The organism is Phenylobacterium sp., from assembly GCF_037968635.1.
GTDB lineage: Bacteria > Pseudomonadota > Alphaproteobacteria > Caulobacterales > Caulobacteraceae > Phenylobacterium.
On record NZ_JBBKVV010000180.1, the window covers coordinates 1 to 16,123 of the forward strand.

The 16,123-nt window shown below is 69.2% G+C and carries 17 protein-coding genes; 13 read left to right on the top strand and 4 right to left on the bottom strand.

Annotated features, from left to right (window positions below; all coding sequences use genetic code 11):
* Nucleotides 1–511 (top strand): aminotransferase class IV (locus AAC997_RS19350; protein WP_340647342.1); only part of this gene is annotated, 511 nt, incomplete at its 5' end.
* 56 nt (nt 512–567) lie between these two features.
* Here the strand turns inward: AAC997_RS19350 and AAC997_RS19355 are convergent.
* The 3 genes from AAC997_RS19355 to AAC997_RS19365 form a co-directional block, all read right to left on the bottom strand.
* The gene (locus AAC997_RS19355) at nt 568–1,092 is read right to left on the bottom strand and encodes a TadE/TadG family type IV pilus assembly protein (protein WP_340647343.1); all 525 of its coding nucleotides are present in this window, start codon (nt 1,090–1,092) and stop codon (nt 568–570) included.
* Nucleotides 1,083–1,673 (bottom strand): TadE/TadG family type IV pilus assembly protein, encoded by a 591-nt coding sequence (locus AAC997_RS19360; protein WP_340647344.1) that lies wholly within the window; start codon nt 1,671–1,673, stop codon nt 1,083–1,085. The genes AAC997_RS19355 and AAC997_RS19360 overlap by 10 nt, the downstream gene beginning before the upstream one ends.
* 87 nt (nt 1,674–1,760) lie before the next feature.
* The gene (locus tag AAC997_RS19365) at nt 1,761–2,255 is read right to left on the bottom strand and encodes a pilus assembly protein N-terminal domain-containing protein (protein ID WP_340647345.1); all 495 of its coding nucleotides are present in this window, start codon (nt 2,253–2,255) and stop codon (nt 1,761–1,763) included.
* A gap of 309 nt (nt 2,256–2,564) precedes the next feature.
* Between AAC997_RS19365 and AAC997_RS19370 the strand changes: the two genes are divergently transcribed.
* From AAC997_RS19370 to AAC997_RS19415, 10 genes are all read left to right on the top strand, one after another.
* Nucleotides 2,565–2,732, top strand: coding sequence for a Flp family type IVb pilin (locus AAC997_RS19370; RefSeq protein ID WP_215343109.1), 168 nt, complete (start codon nt 2,565–2,567; stop codon nt 2,730–2,732).
* A gap of 128 nt (nt 2,733–2,860) precedes the next feature.
* The gene (locus AAC997_RS19375) at nt 2,861–3,379 is read left to right on the top strand and encodes a prepilin peptidase (protein WP_340647346.1); all 519 of its coding nucleotides are present in this window, start codon (nt 2,861–2,863) and stop codon (nt 3,377–3,379) included.
* Between the two features lie 150 nt (nt 3,380–3,529).
* Nucleotides 3,530–4,393, top strand: a complete 864-nt coding sequence (gene cpaB / locus AAC997_RS19380; RefSeq protein ID WP_340647347.1) for a Flp pilus assembly protein CpaB — start codon at nt 3,530–3,532, stop codon at nt 4,391–4,393.
* Nucleotides 4,390–5,976: a type II and III secretion system protein family protein gene (locus AAC997_RS19385; protein WP_340647348.1), complete on the top strand. Its 1,587-nt coding sequence runs from the start codon at nt 4,390–4,392 to the stop codon at nt 5,974–5,976. The genes cpaB and AAC997_RS19385 overlap by 4 nt, the downstream gene beginning before the upstream one ends.
* Nucleotides 5,973–6,653, top strand: a complete 681-nt coding sequence (locus AAC997_RS19390) for a CpaD family pilus assembly protein (RefSeq protein ID WP_340647349.1) — start codon at nt 5,973–5,975, stop codon at nt 6,651–6,653. Before AAC997_RS19385 ends, AAC997_RS19390 begins: the two co-directional genes overlap by 4 nt.
* A 10-nt stretch (nt 6,654–6,663) precedes the next feature.
* Nucleotides 6,664–8,133: a CpaE family protein gene (locus AAC997_RS19395; protein ID WP_340647350.1), complete on the top strand. Its 1,470-nt coding sequence runs from the start codon at nt 6,664–6,666 to the stop codon at nt 8,131–8,133.
* Nucleotides 8,134–9,675: a CpaF family protein gene (locus AAC997_RS19400; RefSeq protein ID WP_340647351.1), complete on the top strand. Its 1,542-nt coding sequence runs from the start codon at nt 8,134–8,136 to the stop codon at nt 9,673–9,675. It abuts the gene before it with no gap.
* A gap of 15 nt (nt 9,676–9,690) precedes the next feature.
* Nucleotides 9,691–10,668 carry a type II secretion system F family protein gene (locus AAC997_RS19405; RefSeq protein WP_340647357.1) on the top strand — a complete coding sequence of 326 codons (978 nt, stop codon included), beginning with the start codon at nt 9,691–9,693 and terminating at the stop codon, nt 10,666–10,668.
* A gap of 12 nt (nt 10,669–10,680) precedes the next feature.
* On the top strand, nt 10,681–11,661 hold the full coding sequence (locus tag AAC997_RS19410; RefSeq protein WP_340647352.1) for a type II secretion system F family protein: 981 nt from the start codon (nt 10,681–10,683) through the stop codon (nt 11,659–11,661).
* Between the two features lie 47 nt (nt 11,662–11,708).
* Complete coding sequence (locus tag AAC997_RS19415; protein ID WP_340647353.1) at nt 11,709–12,809, top strand: acyltransferase; 1,101 nt, start codon at nt 11,709–11,711, stop codon at nt 12,807–12,809.
* A gap of 56 nt (nt 12,810–12,865) precedes the next feature.
* Here the strand turns inward: AAC997_RS19415 and AAC997_RS19420 are convergent, their stop codons facing one another.
* Nucleotides 12,866–13,687, bottom strand: a complete 822-nt coding sequence (locus tag AAC997_RS19420) for a tetratricopeptide repeat protein (protein WP_340647354.1) — start codon at nt 13,685–13,687, stop codon at nt 12,866–12,868.
* A gap of 101 nt (nt 13,688–13,788) precedes the next feature.
* On the opposite strand from AAC997_RS19420, the gene AAC997_RS19425 reads away from it, so the two are divergent.
* On the top strand, nt 13,789–15,174 hold the full coding sequence (locus AAC997_RS19425; protein ID WP_340647355.1) for a M17 family metallopeptidase: 1,386 nt from the start codon (nt 13,789–13,791) through the stop codon (nt 15,172–15,174).
* Entirely contained in the window at nt 15,171–15,998 is an 828-nt protein-coding gene (locus AAC997_RS19430; RefSeq protein WP_340647356.1) for an NlpC/P60 family protein, read from the top strand. Before AAC997_RS19425 ends, AAC997_RS19430 begins: the two co-directional genes overlap by 4 nt.
* Nucleotides 15,999–16,123 lie beyond the last annotated feature (125 nt).

The window sequence follows — 16,123 nt, forward strand, 5'->3', positions numbered from 1 at the left end:
GCCGGGGCGCGGCCTGGACCGGCCCGACGCGCCCGCGCCCCGGCTGTGGGCCACCGCGGCGGCGTCCGTCGTTGTGTCGACCCCTGCGCGGCTGATCGTCAGCACGGTGCGCCGCAATGAGGGGTCACCGGCCTCGCGGCTGAAGACGCTCTCCTATCTGGACAATGTGCTGGCGCGGCGCGAGGCCACGGGCGCCGGGGCCGACGAGGCGGTGATGCGCAATGGGCAGGGTCAGATCGCCTGCGCGGCGGCGGCCAACCTCTTCTGGATCGCCGCCGGCGAGGTCTTCACCCCGGCCCTGGCCTGCGGCGTGCTGGACGGGATCGTGCGGCGGGCGGTGATGGCGGCGGTCGAGGTCACCGAGGTCGCGGCGGGGCTTGAGGCCCTGGAGGGCGCGGAGGCGATGTTCCTGACCAACAGCCTGATCGGGGTGCGCGCGGTGGTGAGCCTGGACGGGCGCGCGCTGCCCGGTTCGCCCCGTGTCGCGGAGATCGCGCGAGGGGTGGGCTAGAGGCTCCCCCGCTCCGTTCATCCCGGCCTGCGCCGGGATAAGCGGGGTTGAACGGACTAGCTCGTGCTCCAGGCGACCTGGGCGGTCTTGCGGGGCTTGAGGTAGTATTTCTGGGAGAAGGTCAGGGCGTTGGGCAGGACCTGTTTGGTCGTCGAGTTGTAGACGTAGCTGGCCTCGGCGAGGATCACGCTTTCATTGTTGGTGATCAGGCCGGCGGGGACGCTGGACACGGTGGTCAGGACCCCCATCGAGCCGGAGCTCTTGGACCACATGACCTGGATCGCGCCGTTGGCGTCCTTGCGGATCGAGGTGACGCGCATGGACAGGCCGGCGGTGGGGAAGGGCGCGATGATCGCCTTGCCCACATTGAAGATGTCGTTCATCTCGCCGGTGTTGATGGCCGTGTCCTGGGCCACCAGGTCGCCGATGGCCGAGGCCACGTGGCTGGCGCGACGGTCGGCCATCATGCCCTGGGTCAGCTCCGCCAGGCCGTAATACATCAGGATCATCACCGGCGCGATGAAGGCGAACTCCACGGCCGCGGCGCCGCGGCGGTCCTTGATCAGACGTCTCAACTGCATTTCGCGCCCACCGGGGTGGCTGTGGAATAGGGTTCGTTGCGGAAGGTGGCGACCGTGGAGATGAGCCGCTTGTTGGAGGCCGAACCCATGTTCACCAGCGACTTGCTGAGCAGCGGGGTGAAGACGTCCCATTCGTAGTAGGAGCGCACCAGGACGATGTCGCCGGGCGCGCCGGTGGAGAAGCAGGTGGCCGCCGCCGCCGCCGGGGTCCAGGACGTGCCGGCGGTGGCGCTGTCGCCGCTGGCGGCCGTGAAGTCGGAGAAGGTCTGCACCGCCACGGTGAGCTTGCCGGCGCACGGCGTGGCCAGCCAGGCCATGCGGTTGCAGACCTGGGTCTTGAAGTCGCCCTTGGCGTTCGAGCCGCTGGTCTGGAACTGGCCGGTGCGGATCTGGCGCGCGGCGTTGTCGGTGGCGTTCTGCAGGGTCACCGAGACCAGGAACACCATGCCCAGCTCGATGATGCCGAACATCATGACGCAGAAGGGCAGGGCGATGATGGCGAACTCGATCGCCGTGGTCCCCCGCCGGGCGGCGGCGAACCGCAGCAGCAGGTTCTGGAAGGCAACGACGCGGCGGCTCATGACGTCCTCGAGGGGATCTTCGCCTCCAGGATAGCGCGGTCTGCTGAATCGGAGGTTTAAGGCCCGCCGGACTTTCCAGCCGGCGGGCTACTGGCCGTTCTGGGCGACGGCGCGGCGGGCCTCGGCGGCGCGCATGGCGTAGCTGGTGAAGCCGATGGCGTAGCGGTTGTATTCGGTCTCGACCTCGCCCGGCATCGGAGTGCGCTCGCAGCGGGGGCCGCAGGAATAGTTGGCGACATTGGCCTGGCCGGCGCCGGCGCCGGGGCCGCGATAGATCGCGACGCGGTTCACCTCGGGCGCGGAGACCACGATCTGGCTGTTCTGGATGGTGCGGCCGCGGGCGTCGATGACCATCAGGTTGGTGACCCCGTAGGCGCGGCCCTGGACGACGGCGGTGCGGCTGTCGACGACATTGATGTCGGCGATGGCGGGGTTGCCGACCATCACATCGCGCGCTCCGGCCGGCAGGGTGATGCGGACGCCCTGGTCCATCACCGCCGAAATCGTCGCCGCGCCGGCGGCGGAAACCTGGGCCGCGAGGGTCAGGAGGGCGAGGGCGGCGGCGAGAAGCGGGCGGCGCATGGTGGGACCTGAAAAAAACTTGGCCTCCAACCTCGCCGGGAATGGTCAAGAAAGGTTGAAGAAAGACCGACTCACGCGCGCGCGAGAATCATTATGCAAAAACCCCGATTCCGGCGCGATTCAGGTTGCATGGTTAATCGGTGTTCACAGTAAACGAAAGTAAACCATAGAAACTTTCCTGCGAATACTTTCGTGTTTACTCGACATTAAGCGAGGGGGCGCAATTTGATCCTGCAATTCGGGGCGAGCAGGTCGGTGACTTGGTCCCTCACTCACCAACTGGTTCGCAACTTTTCCAAGGAGAACACCATGTCCAAGTTCGTCACGCGCTTCCTGAAGGATGAATCCGGCGCCACGGCCATCGAGTATGGCCTGATCGCGGCTCTGATCGCCGTCGTGCTCATCACCGCGATGAACACCCTGCAGGGCAAGATCGCCGGCACCTTCACCAAGATCGGCACGGCGATGCCGCAATAGGCGGCTAGCTCCGAAACATTGCGGGGGCCGCGGTGCGAAAGCGCCGCGGCCCTTTCGCTGTCTGAAACCTCCCGTTCACCCAAAGGCGGCAGGATCAGGTCTGAACCCCGCCAGATGGTCTCCCGCCCATGCCCCTGCTCCAGGCCGCCCTGCTCTCGCTCTTCCCCGCCCTGGTGATCGTGGGCGCCCTGCGCGACGCCACCAGCTACACGATCCCCAACTGGATCTCCGGGGCGCTGATCCTGGTCTTCTTCCCCACAGCCTTCGCGCTCGGCCTCACCCCGTCGGCCATCGGCATGCAGGCGGGCATCGGCGCAATCGCCCTGGTCATGGGGATGGTGATGTTCTCCCTCGGCTGGATCGGCGGCGGCGACGCCAAGCTGTTCGCCGCGGCGGGCCTCTGGCTCGGCTGGCCGGCCTTCGCCACCTATCTGCTGGTCACCGGTGTGGCCGGCGGGGCCCTGGCCATGGGCCTGCTGGCCCTGCGCTCGATGTGGGTGCGGCCTTATGTCCTGAACGGCCCGGCCTGGTTCGGCCGCCTGGCCACGCCCGGCGAGAATGTGCCGTACGGCGTGGCGATCGCGGTCGGCGCCCTGGCCGCCTTCCCGGTCAGCGCCCTGATGGCGGCGTTCCCCGGACTGTCCTGACGGACTTCCTTTAGCCCGCGTTAACCATGCGGGCCCCAAAAGCGATGCGCCGGCAGAAGGTCGGAATTTCGAATCGTGTGCGCCCGCGCGGATCGCAGGGCGCCCGTCAGTCACCCCGGTCTCGTTCGCGGGAACCTCGAGTAGTCGTTCATGGGCGCCGTCCGCATCGCCATCTTCGCCGTCGCCGCCATCGTCGCCATCGTGCTGGCGTTCTTCGTGCGCGGCATGGTGGCCCCGAAGAAGCCGCCGGCGCCGGTGGTGGTCGCCGCCGCGCCCGCCAAGCCGATGGCCAATGTCCTGGTGGCCGGCCGCGACCTGCCGGTCGGCGCGCGGCTGTCGACCACCGACATGACCTGGCAGCCCTGGCCCATCGAGGCGCTCAACCCCAATTTCGTCACCGACGGCGCGGCCCCGGCCCCCGTCGCCGACACCACCGCCAAGCAGGTGGCCCAGAAGGCCGCCCAGACCACGACGGCCATGATGGCCCAGGGCCCGATGGCCGCCTTCGACGGGGCCATCGTCAAGGAACCGATGCTCAAGGGTGAGCCGGTGATCGCGCGCAAGGTCGTGCGCGGCGGGCAGAGCGGCTACATGGCCGTGGTGCTGCTGCCGGGCATGCGGGCCATGAGCATTCCGATCAACGCCGAGACCGCCGCCGGCGGCTTCATCCTGCCGGGCGACCGGGTGGATGTGCTGCAGAGCAAGCAGGCCGCCGACGGCCGCACCTGGGTCTCCGAGACCCTGATGCGCAACCTGCGCGTCCTGGCCATCGACCAGAAGACCGATCCCGAGAAGGACGCCCGCACCATCGTCGGCGCCGTGGCCGTTCTGGAGGTCCCCGCCGCCGACGCCGAGGTGCTGTCGCGCGGCAAGGCCCAGGGCGAGATGCAACTGGCCCTGCGCTCCTACGCCGACCTGGGGGGCTCGGCGGCGCGGGGCGTGCCGGGCAAGCGAGGCGGACAGGGCCTCCGGGTCTACCGCGGCGGCTCCGCCAGCGAGGTGCTTGTCCGATGAACCCGCGCGCCCTCTTCGCAGCCCTTCTTCTCGCCGCCGCCGCCAGCCTGGCCGGCGCCGCCCACGCCCAGGGCGGCCTGACCACCGGCGCCGCCGTGGTCCGGGTCGATCTTTCGCAAACCGGCGGGGCGGTGCAGTCCCTGTCGGTGCCGGTGGGCAAGTCGGCCATCATCGAGCTGCCGGTGGACGCCCGCGATGTGCTGGTGACCAATCCCGACGTGGCCGAGGCCATGCTGCGCACGCCGCGCCGGATCTTCATCCTGGGGGTCAAGCAGGGCCAGACCGACGCCGTCTTCTTCGACGGCACGGGCCGTCGCATCCTGTCGCTGGACGTCCGCATCGACCAGGACACCTCGGCCATCGCCCAGACCATCAACCGCATCCTGCCCGGCGCCCGGGTCCAGGTGGACGGCATCCGGTCCAGCATCATCCTGTCGGGCCAGGTGGCCAATCTCGGCGACGCCGACAAGGCGGTGCAGATCGCCCGCGCCTCGGTGGAGAAGCCCGATCAGGTGCTGAACATGCTGAGCATCGCCGGTAAGGACCAGGTGATGCTGAAGGTCCGCATCGTGGAGATGCAGCGCAACGTCATCAAGCAGCTGGGCTTCAATCTGAGCGCGGTGCTGAACCAGCTGGGCGAACCGCAGTACCTGCTGGGCACCGCGGCCAGCTTCGCGGTCAATGGCGCGCTGCTGGGGGGGATTTCCGCCGGCTACAAGGCCGACACCACCCAGACCCCAGTGATCAGCCGCAGCGTGCCGGTGGCCACCCAGGTCTACGATTCCGCAACCGGCACCTATCACACCGAATACACCCGCCAGAATTTCGACTTCGTCGACCGCAACGACCCGCTCTCGGTGAACCGGACCACGGCGGGCGACCCGGGCCTGAACAAGGGCGAGGCGACCTTGAAGGCCTTCGAACGCGTCGGCCTGATCCGCATGCTGGCCGAGCCCAACCTGACGGCGGTTTCGGGCGAGTCGGCCAAGTTCCTGGCCGGCGGCGAATTCCCGGTGCCGGTGGCCCAGGACCAGGACGGCAAGATCACCGTCGAGTTCAAGCCCTTCGGCGTGGGCCTGGGCTTCACCCCCCTGGTGATGTCTCAGGGCCGCATCGCCCTGAAGATCTCCACCGAGGTCTCTGAGCTGAGCAGCACGGGAGCCTTCTCGGTCACCAGCGCCGCCACCAACACAACCCTCAGCATTCCGGCGCTCAGCGTCCGCCGCGCCGAGACCAGCGTGGAGCTGCCCTCGGGCGGCTCGATGATGATCGCGGGGCTGCTGCAGGAGAAGACCAAGCAGAACCTCGACGGCCTGCCTGGCATGACCACCCTGCCGGTGCTGGGCGCCCTGTTCCGCAGCCGCGACTATCTGAGCGGAGAGACCGAGCTGGTGGTGATCGTCACCCCCTACATCGTCACGCCCACCAGTCCCGACCGCCTGCAGACGCCGGTGGACGGCATGAGGATCTCGAGCGACGCCTCGACCCTGCTGATGGGCGAACTGACCAAGGCCTACAAGGCCAACCCGCAGGCCCAGGCGGCCCGCGCCTATCAGGGGCCCTACGGCTACGTGATCGAATGAGCAGCTTGCTGAAAACCTCCGTGGTCCTGGCGGCGCTGTGCCTTTCGGCCTGCGCCACCAATCGCGCGCCCGATCGTCTGACGGAGGCCCGCACCCCCACCGAGCACTTCAAGGCCACCGCCGCCGCCCAGGCCGAGACCCTGGCCCTGGCGGTCCATGCCCAGGGTCTGTCGTCCAACCAGGCCGATGCGCTCATCGCCTTCCTCGACACCTGGCGCGACGCCGGGGGCGGGGCGATCACCATCCAGACGCCGGCGGCCGGCGCCGACCCCAGCTCGGCCTACCGGGCCGGTGAGGCGACGCGCAGCTTCCTGCTGGGCCAGGGCGTTTCGCCGAGCCTGATCGTCATGACCGGCTACGATGCCGCCGCCGAGGCCGGGGCTCCGGTGCGGATCGCCTACACCAGCTACCAGGCCGTGGTTCCGCGCTGTGGCCTGCAATGGACCAACATCTCGCACTCGTCCCGTAACGAGGTGCAGCCCAATTTCGGCTGCGCGGTCACCGCCAACATGGCCGCCCAGATCGCCAACCCGGCCGATCTCGTGCAGCCCGCGGACCTTGGTCCGTCCGACGCCCAGCGCCGGGTCTTCGCCCTGGACAAGTATCGCAAGGGCGAGGTGACCTCCTCGGCTGCGGACGATCAGGCCAAGGGCACCGTCTCCTCGGTGGCCAAGTGATGGCGCGCGCATGACCTCCAATCCGGGTCACGACCCCTTCGAGCTTGAGTTCGAGGCCACCGACGAGTTCACCTCGCCGTCGAGCGACGCCTGGCGCGAGACGCCCATGTCGCCAGCCGGCGGCGCGGATCCCTTCGCCAACTTCCCGCCGGCCCGGGAGCCGGATGTCCGCGACTTCGGCGGTGGCGATCCGCTGTCGGACGATCTGCATCAGCCCGAGCCGCCGCGCGTCCATGCGCCCAATCCCGTGCATGAGATGATCGCAGGGGCGGAAGCCGCGCTGGGCGAACACACCCTGCCGCGCATCACCATCCACGTCTTCTGCGCCCAACCCGAGACCGCCGACCTGGTGGAACGGGCGGCCGCCGACCGCCGCATGGCGCGCGCCGCCGTCGTGGTGCGCATGGGCGGCCTGACGGGCGCCTTCGAGGTCTATCAGAACCAGCCCACCCCCTCCCTGGTGATGGTGGAGAGCCTTGACCCTGCGCCGCAGCTGATCGCCCAGCTCGACCAGCTGGCCGAGGTCTGTGATCCCGGCACCAAGGTGGTGGTGATCGGGGCGGCCAACGACATCGCCCTCTATCGCGAACTGATGCGCCGCGGGGTCAGCGAGTACCTGGTTCCGCCGCTCAACCCGCTGCAGGTGGTCCGCACGGTCACCAGCCTCTACGCCGATCCGTCCGCGCCGTTCGTCGGCCGCCAGATCGCCTTCTGCGGCGCCAAGGGGGGCTCGGGCGCCTCCACCGTGGCCCACAATGTGGCCTATTCGATCACCGAGCGGCTGCACACCGGCGCGGTGCTGGTGGACCTCGACCTGGCCTTCGGCACCGCCGGCCTCGATTTCAATCAGGACCCGCTGCAGGGGGTCGCCGACGCCCTGAGCCAGCCCGACCGGCTTGATCCGGTGCTGATGGACCGGATGATGGCCCGCTGCACCGAGCGGCTGTCGCTGTTCGCCGCGCCGGCCACCCTGGACAACGACTACGACATCGGCGCGGAAGCCTATGACGAGGTCACCCAGAAGATCCGTTCGGCCGCCCCCTTCGTGGTGCTGGACCTGCCGCACCTGTGGACCGCCTGGACGCGCAAGATACTGCTGTCCTCCGACGATCTGGTGATCGTGGCGACGCCGGACCTGGCGTCCTTGCGCAACGCCAAGAACATGATCGACCTGGTGCGCCGCGCCCGGCCCAACGACGCCCCGCCACGGCTGGTGCTGAATCAGGTGGGCGTACCCGGCCGGCCGGAAATTCCGGTGAAGGATTTCGGCGAGGCGCTTGGCCTGACGCCGTCCCTCAGCCTGCCCTTCGATCCCAAGCTGTTTGGCCAGGCGGCCAACAACGGCCAGATGCTGTGCGAGGTGGCGCCCAAGTCCCGCGCCGCCGAGGGCATCGACTACCTGGCTCAGCAGATCGCCCGGCGTGATCCGCCGCCGACCCAGAAGACCTCCCTGTTCAGCAGCCTGTTCAAGCGGAAGTAGATGTTCGGTAAGCGTCCCACAGACGGCGATGCCCCCGCCGCCAGTAAGGCTCCGCCGCCGCCGGCGGCGGACGGCGTGGCCATCGCCACGCGGCCGCAGCGGATCGACCCCTCTGAAGCGCCAGCCCCCTCCACCGCCCCGGTCAAGGGCGCCCCGGAGATGCAGCGGGCCGGCGGCCAGGCCACGGCGGGACCCAAGCCGACGCTGGCCTTCGAACAACTTCGCGCCGCCCAGGGACCCGCCCCCACCACCCAGGTGGTGCGCGAGCAGACCGACTACTACCACGCCACCAAGACCACGATCTTCAACGCCCTGATCAACACCATCGACCTGGCGCAGCTCGCCCAGCTGGACGTCAAACAGGCCGGGGAGGAGATCCGCGACATTGTCGCCGAGCTGGTGGCGATCAAGAATGTCTCCATGTCGGTGGCCGAGCAGGACATGCTCGTCCAGGACATCATCAACGACGTCCTGGGCTACGGGCCGCTGGAGCCGCTGCTGGCCCGCGACGACATCGCTGACATCATGGTCAACGGCGCCGGCCGGGTATTCATCGAAGTGGCGGGCAAGGTGCAGCTCACCAATGTCCGCTTCCGTGACAACGCCCAGCTGATGAACATCTGTCAGCGGATCGTCAGCCAGGTCGGCCGCCGGGTCGATGAAAGCTCGCCGATCTGCGACGCGCGCCTGCCCGACGGCTCGCGGGTCAACGTCATCGCCCCGCCCCTGTCTCTGGACGGGCCGACCCTGACGATCCGGAAGTTCAAGAAAGACAAGCTGACCATGAAGAACCTGGTGGACTACGCGTCCATCAGCCCCGAGGGGGCGCGGGTTCTGGGGGTGATCGGCGCCTGCCGCTGCAACCTGATCATCTCGGGCGGCACGGGCTCGGGCAAGACCACCCTGCTCAACACCCTGACGGCCTTCATCGACCCCACCGAGCGGGTGGTGACCTGCGAGGACGCCGCCGAACTGCAGCTGCAGCAGCCCCACGTGGTGCGGCTGGAAACCCGGCCCCCCAACCTGGAGGGCCAGGGCCAGATCACCATGCGTGACCTGGTGAAGAACTGCCTGCGGATGCGCCCTGAACGGATCATCGTCGGCGAAGTCCGTGGCCCAGAGGCCTTCGACCTGCTGCAGGCCATGAACACCGGCCACGACGGCTCCATGGGCACCCTGCACGCCAACTCCCCGCGTGAGGCCATCAGCCGGGTGGAATCGATGATCACCATGGGCGGCTATGGCCTGCCCTCACGCACCATCCGCGAGATGATCGTGGGCTCGGTGGACGTGATCATCCAGGCCGCCCGCCTGCGCGACGGCTCGCGCCGCATCACCCACATCACCGAGGTGGTGGGGCTGGAAGGCGACGTGATCATCACCCAGGACCTGTTCGTCTACGAAATCACCGGCGAAGACGCCGACGGCAACGTCGTCGGCCGTCACCGCTCCACCGGCATCGCGCGCCCTCGGTTCTGGGATCGCGCCCGCTACTACGGCCTGGAGCGCGAGCTGGCGGAAGCCCTCGACGCCTCGGAATAGGTCATGGCCGGCACGATCATCACCGTCCTGGCGGCCGTGCTGGGCTTTCTGCTGATCGCGGGCCTGGGCCTGGCGCTGGCGGCCCCGAGCAGTGGCCAGGCGCGGACGCTGAAGCGCGCCCAGGCCATCGTCGGCGGGGGCGTTCCGGCCGCGCGCGGCGGCCGCCGCCCGGTCGTCAACGCCCAGGACACCCGCCGCCGCCAGATTCTCAAGACCCTGCGCGAGCAGGAGAAGCAGCAGAAGAAGGCGACCCTGACCGTCGCCGCCAAGCTGCAGCAGGCCGGACTGCCCGACAATGTCCGCGGTTTCTGGATCATCTGCGGGATCGTCGGCCTGGTGGTGATGGGCGTGGTCATGTTGCTGGGCCAGAAGCCGCTGATCGGCCTGGGCCTCGGCTTCGCCGCAGGCTTTGGGCTGCCGCGCTGGGTGCTCGGGTTCCTGGGCGCGCGGCGCACCAAGCAGTTCACCGAGGCCTTTCCCGACGGCATGGACATCATCACGCGCGGCATCCGCTCGGGTCTGCCGGTGCATGACAGCCTGAGGGTCATCGCCCAGGAGACCGCCGAGCCCCTGGCCGGGGAGTTCAAGCGTCTGGTGGAGGCCATCGGCATGGGGGTCTCCGTCGATCAGGCTCTGGACAAGATGTACGCCCGCATGCCGACGCCGGAGGTGCGGTTCTTTTCCATCGTGCTGGCCATCCAGGCCAAGACCGGGGGCAACCTGGCCGAGGCCCTGGGAAACCTGTCGACGGTGATCCGGGCGCGCAAGCTGATGCGTGAGAAGATCAAGGCGATGTCGGGGGAGGCCGTGGCCTCGGCCTTCATCATCGGCTCGCTGCCGCCGGGCGTCGTGGCCCTGATCAGCCTGACGGCGCCGGCCTATATGGCGCCGATGTTCAGCGATCCGCGCGGGCACATGATGTTCATGGTCGGCGGCTTCTGGATGGCCCTGGGCATCTTCACGATGCGCAAGATGATCAACTTCAAGATCTAGGGGGCCAGTGCGATGAATCTGCTCCAGGCCCTGACCGATCCCGACAACCTGCTGGCCGTCTTCGTGGCCCTGGTGTGTTTCGCCACCATCGTCTCCATCGCCACGCCGATGATCAGCCGCTCGACCCTGGAAACCCGGCTGAAGTCGGTCTCCACCCGGCGCGAGGAACTGCGGCGCAAGTCGCGCGAGGCCCTGGCGGTGAAGAGCAACGGCGGCGGCACCCTGCGGCATACCGACGAGGGGCTGTACAAGAAGGTCGTCGATCGCCTGCAGCTCTCGCGGCTGCTGGAGGATCCCAAGGTCGTGCAGAAGCTGGCCCAGGCCGGCTTCCGGGGTCCGCGACCGGTCTCGACCTTCTATTTCTTCCGCTTCATCCTGCCCTTCGTCTTCGCGGTGACGGCGGCGCTGTACCTGTTCCTGATCAATGATTTCGGCATGCCGCCGATGAACCGCGTGGTCTGCTGCTTCGTGGGCCTGACGCTGGGGTACTACGCCCCCAACATCTACATCTCCAACATCGCCCAGAAGCGCCGCGAGAGCATCGTCGGCGCCTTCCCCGACAGCCTCGACCTGCTGCTGATCTGCGTGGAATCAGGGATGTCCATCGAGGCGGCGATCCAGAAGGTCAGCCAGGAGATCGGCGGCACCTCCATTGAACTGGCCGAGGAGCTGACCCTGCTGACGGCCGAGATCTCGTACCTGCCCGAACGCCGGATGGCCTATGAGGGCCTGGCGATGCGGACCAATCATCCGGGCATCCGCTCGGTGACCACGGCCATGATCCAGGCCGAGCGCTACGGCACCCCGCTGGGCGCAGCGCTGCGGGTGATGGCCAAGGAAAACCGCGACATGCGGCTGGCCTATGCCGAGAAGAAGGCCGCCCAGCTGCCGGCCAAGCTGACCGTGCCGATGATCCTGTTCTTCCTGCCGGTGCTGTTCATCGTCATCCTGGGACCCGCCGTGATCAAGGTTCAGGACATGGTCGCCCAGTAGGCGGGTTGTTTACCCGCCCTTGAGGCGTTGGGCCCCAGACTGGCGCCATGCCACGGCCAGAGAACCTCAAACCCCTAACCACCCTGCGGATCTTCGCCGCAGCCTGGGTGGTGCTCTATCACTATTGGCCGCTGCTGGTGGCCGGCGCCCGGCCCGGCGCGGTGGAGAAGGGCTATCTGGGGGTCGAGCTGTTCTTCGTGCTCTCCGGTTTCATCCTCTCCCACGTCTATCTGCAGAGTTTCGGCGAGAAGCGGTTCTCCTATGGCAGCTTCCTGTGGGCGCGGCTGGCGCGGATCTATCCGGTGCATCTGGCCGTGCTGGCGGGGCTGGCCCTGCTGATCGCCGGCGCCTCGGCGGCGGGGTTCGAGGCCGGCGACAATGTGGTGGTCTGGAGCTCGCTGCCGGCTCAACTGCTGCTGCTGCAGGCCTGGGGCCTGGGGCAGGCCGGGGGCTGGAACCATCCCTCCTGGTCGATCTCGGCCGAGTGGTTCGCCTATGTATCCTTCCCGGCCTTCGCGATGGTGTTCTGGCCGCTGCGGAAGAGGCCCTGGATTGCGACCGGCCTGGCCGCCCTGCTGGTGGTGGCGCTGAACCTGATCTTCCCACGCTTCGCCGGCCACCCGCTCACCGAGGCGACCACCGCCTGGGGCGCGCTGCGGATCGTGCCGTGCTTCGCGCTCGGCTGCGCCGTCTACCTCCTCTGGCGCAACAAGGCGGTGACCTCTCCCCTCGGCGCCAAGCTGCTGACCGGCGGTCTGCTGGCGGCGATTGTCGCGGGCGCGGCCCTCGAGACGCCCGACCTCCTCATGGTGCTGCTGTTCGGCGGCCTGATCCTGGCCCTGGCCAGCCTGGCCAGCACCGGATCGAACCTGATGGGCTCGAAGCTCGGCGTCTATCTCGGCGAGGTCAGCTTCGCCGTCTACATGGTCTGCATTCCCTGGGAACTGGTCTTCACCCGCGTGGCGCGGGCGGGCCTGGGCCTGCCCGAGGGCCTGCTGCCCTGGCCGGTCTGGGCGGTGATGTTCGCCGGGGTGATCCCGGCGGCCATGGTCGTCCACCACCTGGTGGAACGCCCGGCGCGCAACGCCATGCGGGCCTGGGAAAGCGCGGGCTTCCGCCTGCGCCGTGAGCCGCAGGTCGTGATCTAGGTTTCAGAGTCAGGCGGGACGCGCGCGGGCGCCGGTTCGGCCTTCAGGCGGTCACGCTATTGCGCGATCCGCACCGAATCCCACGAGCGGGGCGGGCCGGCGGGACCGGGCGCGGCGGCGCGCAGGAAGGCCATGTTGTTGGTCACGGCCTCCGGGGGCAGGTCCTGACGGACCAGTTTCTCGGCTTCGTCGAAACGCCCCTGCAGACCCAGCACCAGAGCCAGGTTCTGGCGCACCGCCATGGTGGCGCCGGGCTTGGCGGCGGCCGAGCGCAGCAAGGTCTCGGCCTGCGACGCGTCGCCGTGGCTGGCGTAGAAGAGCGCCAGGTTGCACAGAACGGCGGGATTTTCAGGCGCCAGGCGGGCGGCCAGGCGGTGGGCGGCCAGCGCCTCCTCGGGGCGGCTGGCCTGGTCGTAGGCGACGCCGAGCAGGGACGGCGCGCGCCAGTCCTGGGGCGCGAGCGCCTGGGCCTGGCGGGCCGGCTCGATGGCGTAGAAGCCCTGGCCGCGGCCCACCTGGGCGCGGGCGACCTCCAGCAGGGCCTCGACATTCTTCGGATCGGTGATCAGCACGCGCTGGGCGGCCTGGGCGGCGTCCTCGTACTTGCCCATGGCGCGCAGGGCCTGGGCCAGGCCGACAGCGGCCTCGCCGTCGCGAGGATCGAGGTCGCTTTCCCGACCCCAGAAGGCGGCGCGGGCCAGGGGATCGAGGCGGGCGGCGAGGCCGCGCTCCTCGGCGCTGGCGGGACGCGGGCCCTCGGGCGTCGCCGGCGTGGCGGCGACAGCGGGCGGCGCGGCCTTGGGCGCCTTGGCCATGGCGGGCAAGGCGACCAGGCTCAGGGTCAGGGCGGTTGCGGCGAGCGCCGACATACGACACATGAACGAGACGGGCTCCGAGATGATCTCGACACCATCCCAGAGCCCCTTAAAGGAAGCGTTAAGCATAAGGCGGGCGCCGCGTCCCGCGTCAGGGCCGATCCATGACCGAAGTGATCCTTGCGACCTCCGACCGCGCCGTGGTTCCCGTCCACGCCCTTTATGACGGCGACCTGGCGGGCTTCCTGGAGGGGCGTCCGGCCTTCGTGAAGGCCTTCGCCGAGACCGCGGAGTTCAAGGCCAAGGCCGGCCAGATTCTGGTCCTGCCCAATACCGAGGGCGGGATCGACCGGGTGCTCTTCGGCCTGGGGGCCAGCCCGGTCGATTTCATGGTGTTCCGGGGTCTGCCGGCCAAGCTGCCGGTCGGAGACTACAAGCTCGCCGTGACCCCGGCCGGGATCAGAGCCGAGCAGGTGGCCCTGGCCTTCGCCTTGGGCAGCTACCGGTTCGACCGCTACAAGCAGAAAAAGGCGGGCGACAAGCCTCGCCTGGTGGTGGACGGCGTGGATATCGCCGAGGTCAATTCCATCGCCCACGCCTGCGCCCTGGCCCGCGACATGGTCAACACGCCGGCCAACGACCTGGGCCCCCTGCAGCTGGAGACCATCGCCCGCGAGATCTCCGAGCAGCACGGCGCCTCGATCACCGTGATCACCGGCGACGGTCTGCTGGAGGCCAACTACCCCTCCGTCCACGCCGTCGGCCGCGCCGCGGTGGAGGCCCGCGCGCCGCGCATGATCGAGATGACCTGGGGCGAGGCCGGCAAGCCGCTGGTGGTCCTGGTGGGCAAGGGCGTGGTGTTCGACACCGGCGGGCTGGACATCAAGCCCTCGGCCGGCATGCGGCAGATGAAGAAGGACATGGGCGGGGCCGCCGCGGTCCTGGGGCTTGGCCGGATGATCATGGCCGCCAAGCTGCCGGTGCGGTTGACGATCCTGGTTCCCGCCGTGGAGAACGCCATCGCCGGGGACGCCATGCGGCCGGGCGATATCCTCGACAGCCGCAAGGGCCTGACCATCGAGGTGGGCAACACCGACGCCGAGGGCCGCCTGATCCTGGCCGACGCCCTGACCCGCGCCGCCGAACTCGAGCCCGACCTGACCCTGGACCTCGCCACCCTGACCGGCGCGGCGCGGGCGGCGCTGGGGCCGCAGCTGCCGCCCTTCTATACCGACGACGACGAACTGGCGGGCCAGATCGAGGTGGCGATGACGCAGGTCTCCGACCCCATGTGGCGGATGCCGTTGTGGAAGGGCTATGTCGAGGCCCTGGACAGCGACATCGCCGACATCAAGAACGACCCGGACGGCTGGGCCCAGGCGGGCTCGGTGACGGCGGCGCTGTTCCTGCAGCGGTTCGCGCCGACGGGCCCCTGGGCGCACTTCGACATCTTCGCCTGGAACCCACGCGGGCGGCCCGGCTGGACGACCGGGGGCGAGGCCCAGGCCATCCGCGCCCTCTACCAGATGATCCGGACCCGGTTCGCGTGAGCCTCGACCCGCGCAACACGCTCGCGCGGCCCGGTCTCGCCGCCCGGTCGCTCGAGGGACTGGCGGCGGCGGGCGTCTATGGCGATCCCGTCGCGATGACGGTGGTGGTGGCCGCGGCGCCGCTGCGCGCCGCCCCGGACGCCGAGGCCGAGCAGGTGGATCAGGTGCTGTTCGGCGAGACCTTCGAGGTGCTGGAGGCGGACGCGGGCTTCTGCTGGGGCCAGGCGCGGCGGGACGGCTATGTCGGCTTCGTCGCCAAGGCCGATCTCGCGCCGCAGGCCCCGGCGCCAACCCATCGGATCTCGGCGATCCGGACCTACGCCTTCAAGGCGGCCAGCATCAAGAGCCCGGCGCTGGGGCCGTATTCCCTGGGGTCGCTGATCTGCGTCGAGGCCCGTGACGGCCGGTTTGTGAAGGCCGTGGGGTCAGGCTGGTTCGTCGAGGCGCACCTGACGCCGATCGGCCGGTTCGAGACCGACTTCGTGGCGGTGGCTGAGCGTTATCTGGGGACACCCTATCTGTGGGGCGGGCGCGAGAGCCTGGGGCTGGACTGCTCGGGCCTGGTGCAGCAGGCGCTGCTGGCCTGCGGGCGGGCCTGTCCGAGGGACACCGACCAGCAGGCGTTGATGGGGCGGCCGGTGGAGAGCCTGGCCCGGGGCGATCTGGTGTTCTGGCGCGGGCACGTGGCGATCATGCTGGACTCCGAGACCATCCTGCACGCCAACGCCCATCACATGGCCACGGCTATCGAGCCGCTTGCCGAGGCTGTTGCGCGGATCGGATCGACGCAGACCGGCCAGCCGACGGGATATCGCCGGATCTGAACCCCCATACGAAAAGACCCCCCGCGATGCGGAGGGTCCTGGCGTCCTGTCCGACCCTGAGGGGCCGGCGGAGGTGGTTTAGTGAGCGGCAGCCGGCGCCGGGGCGGCGGCGGGCGGCGTCGCGG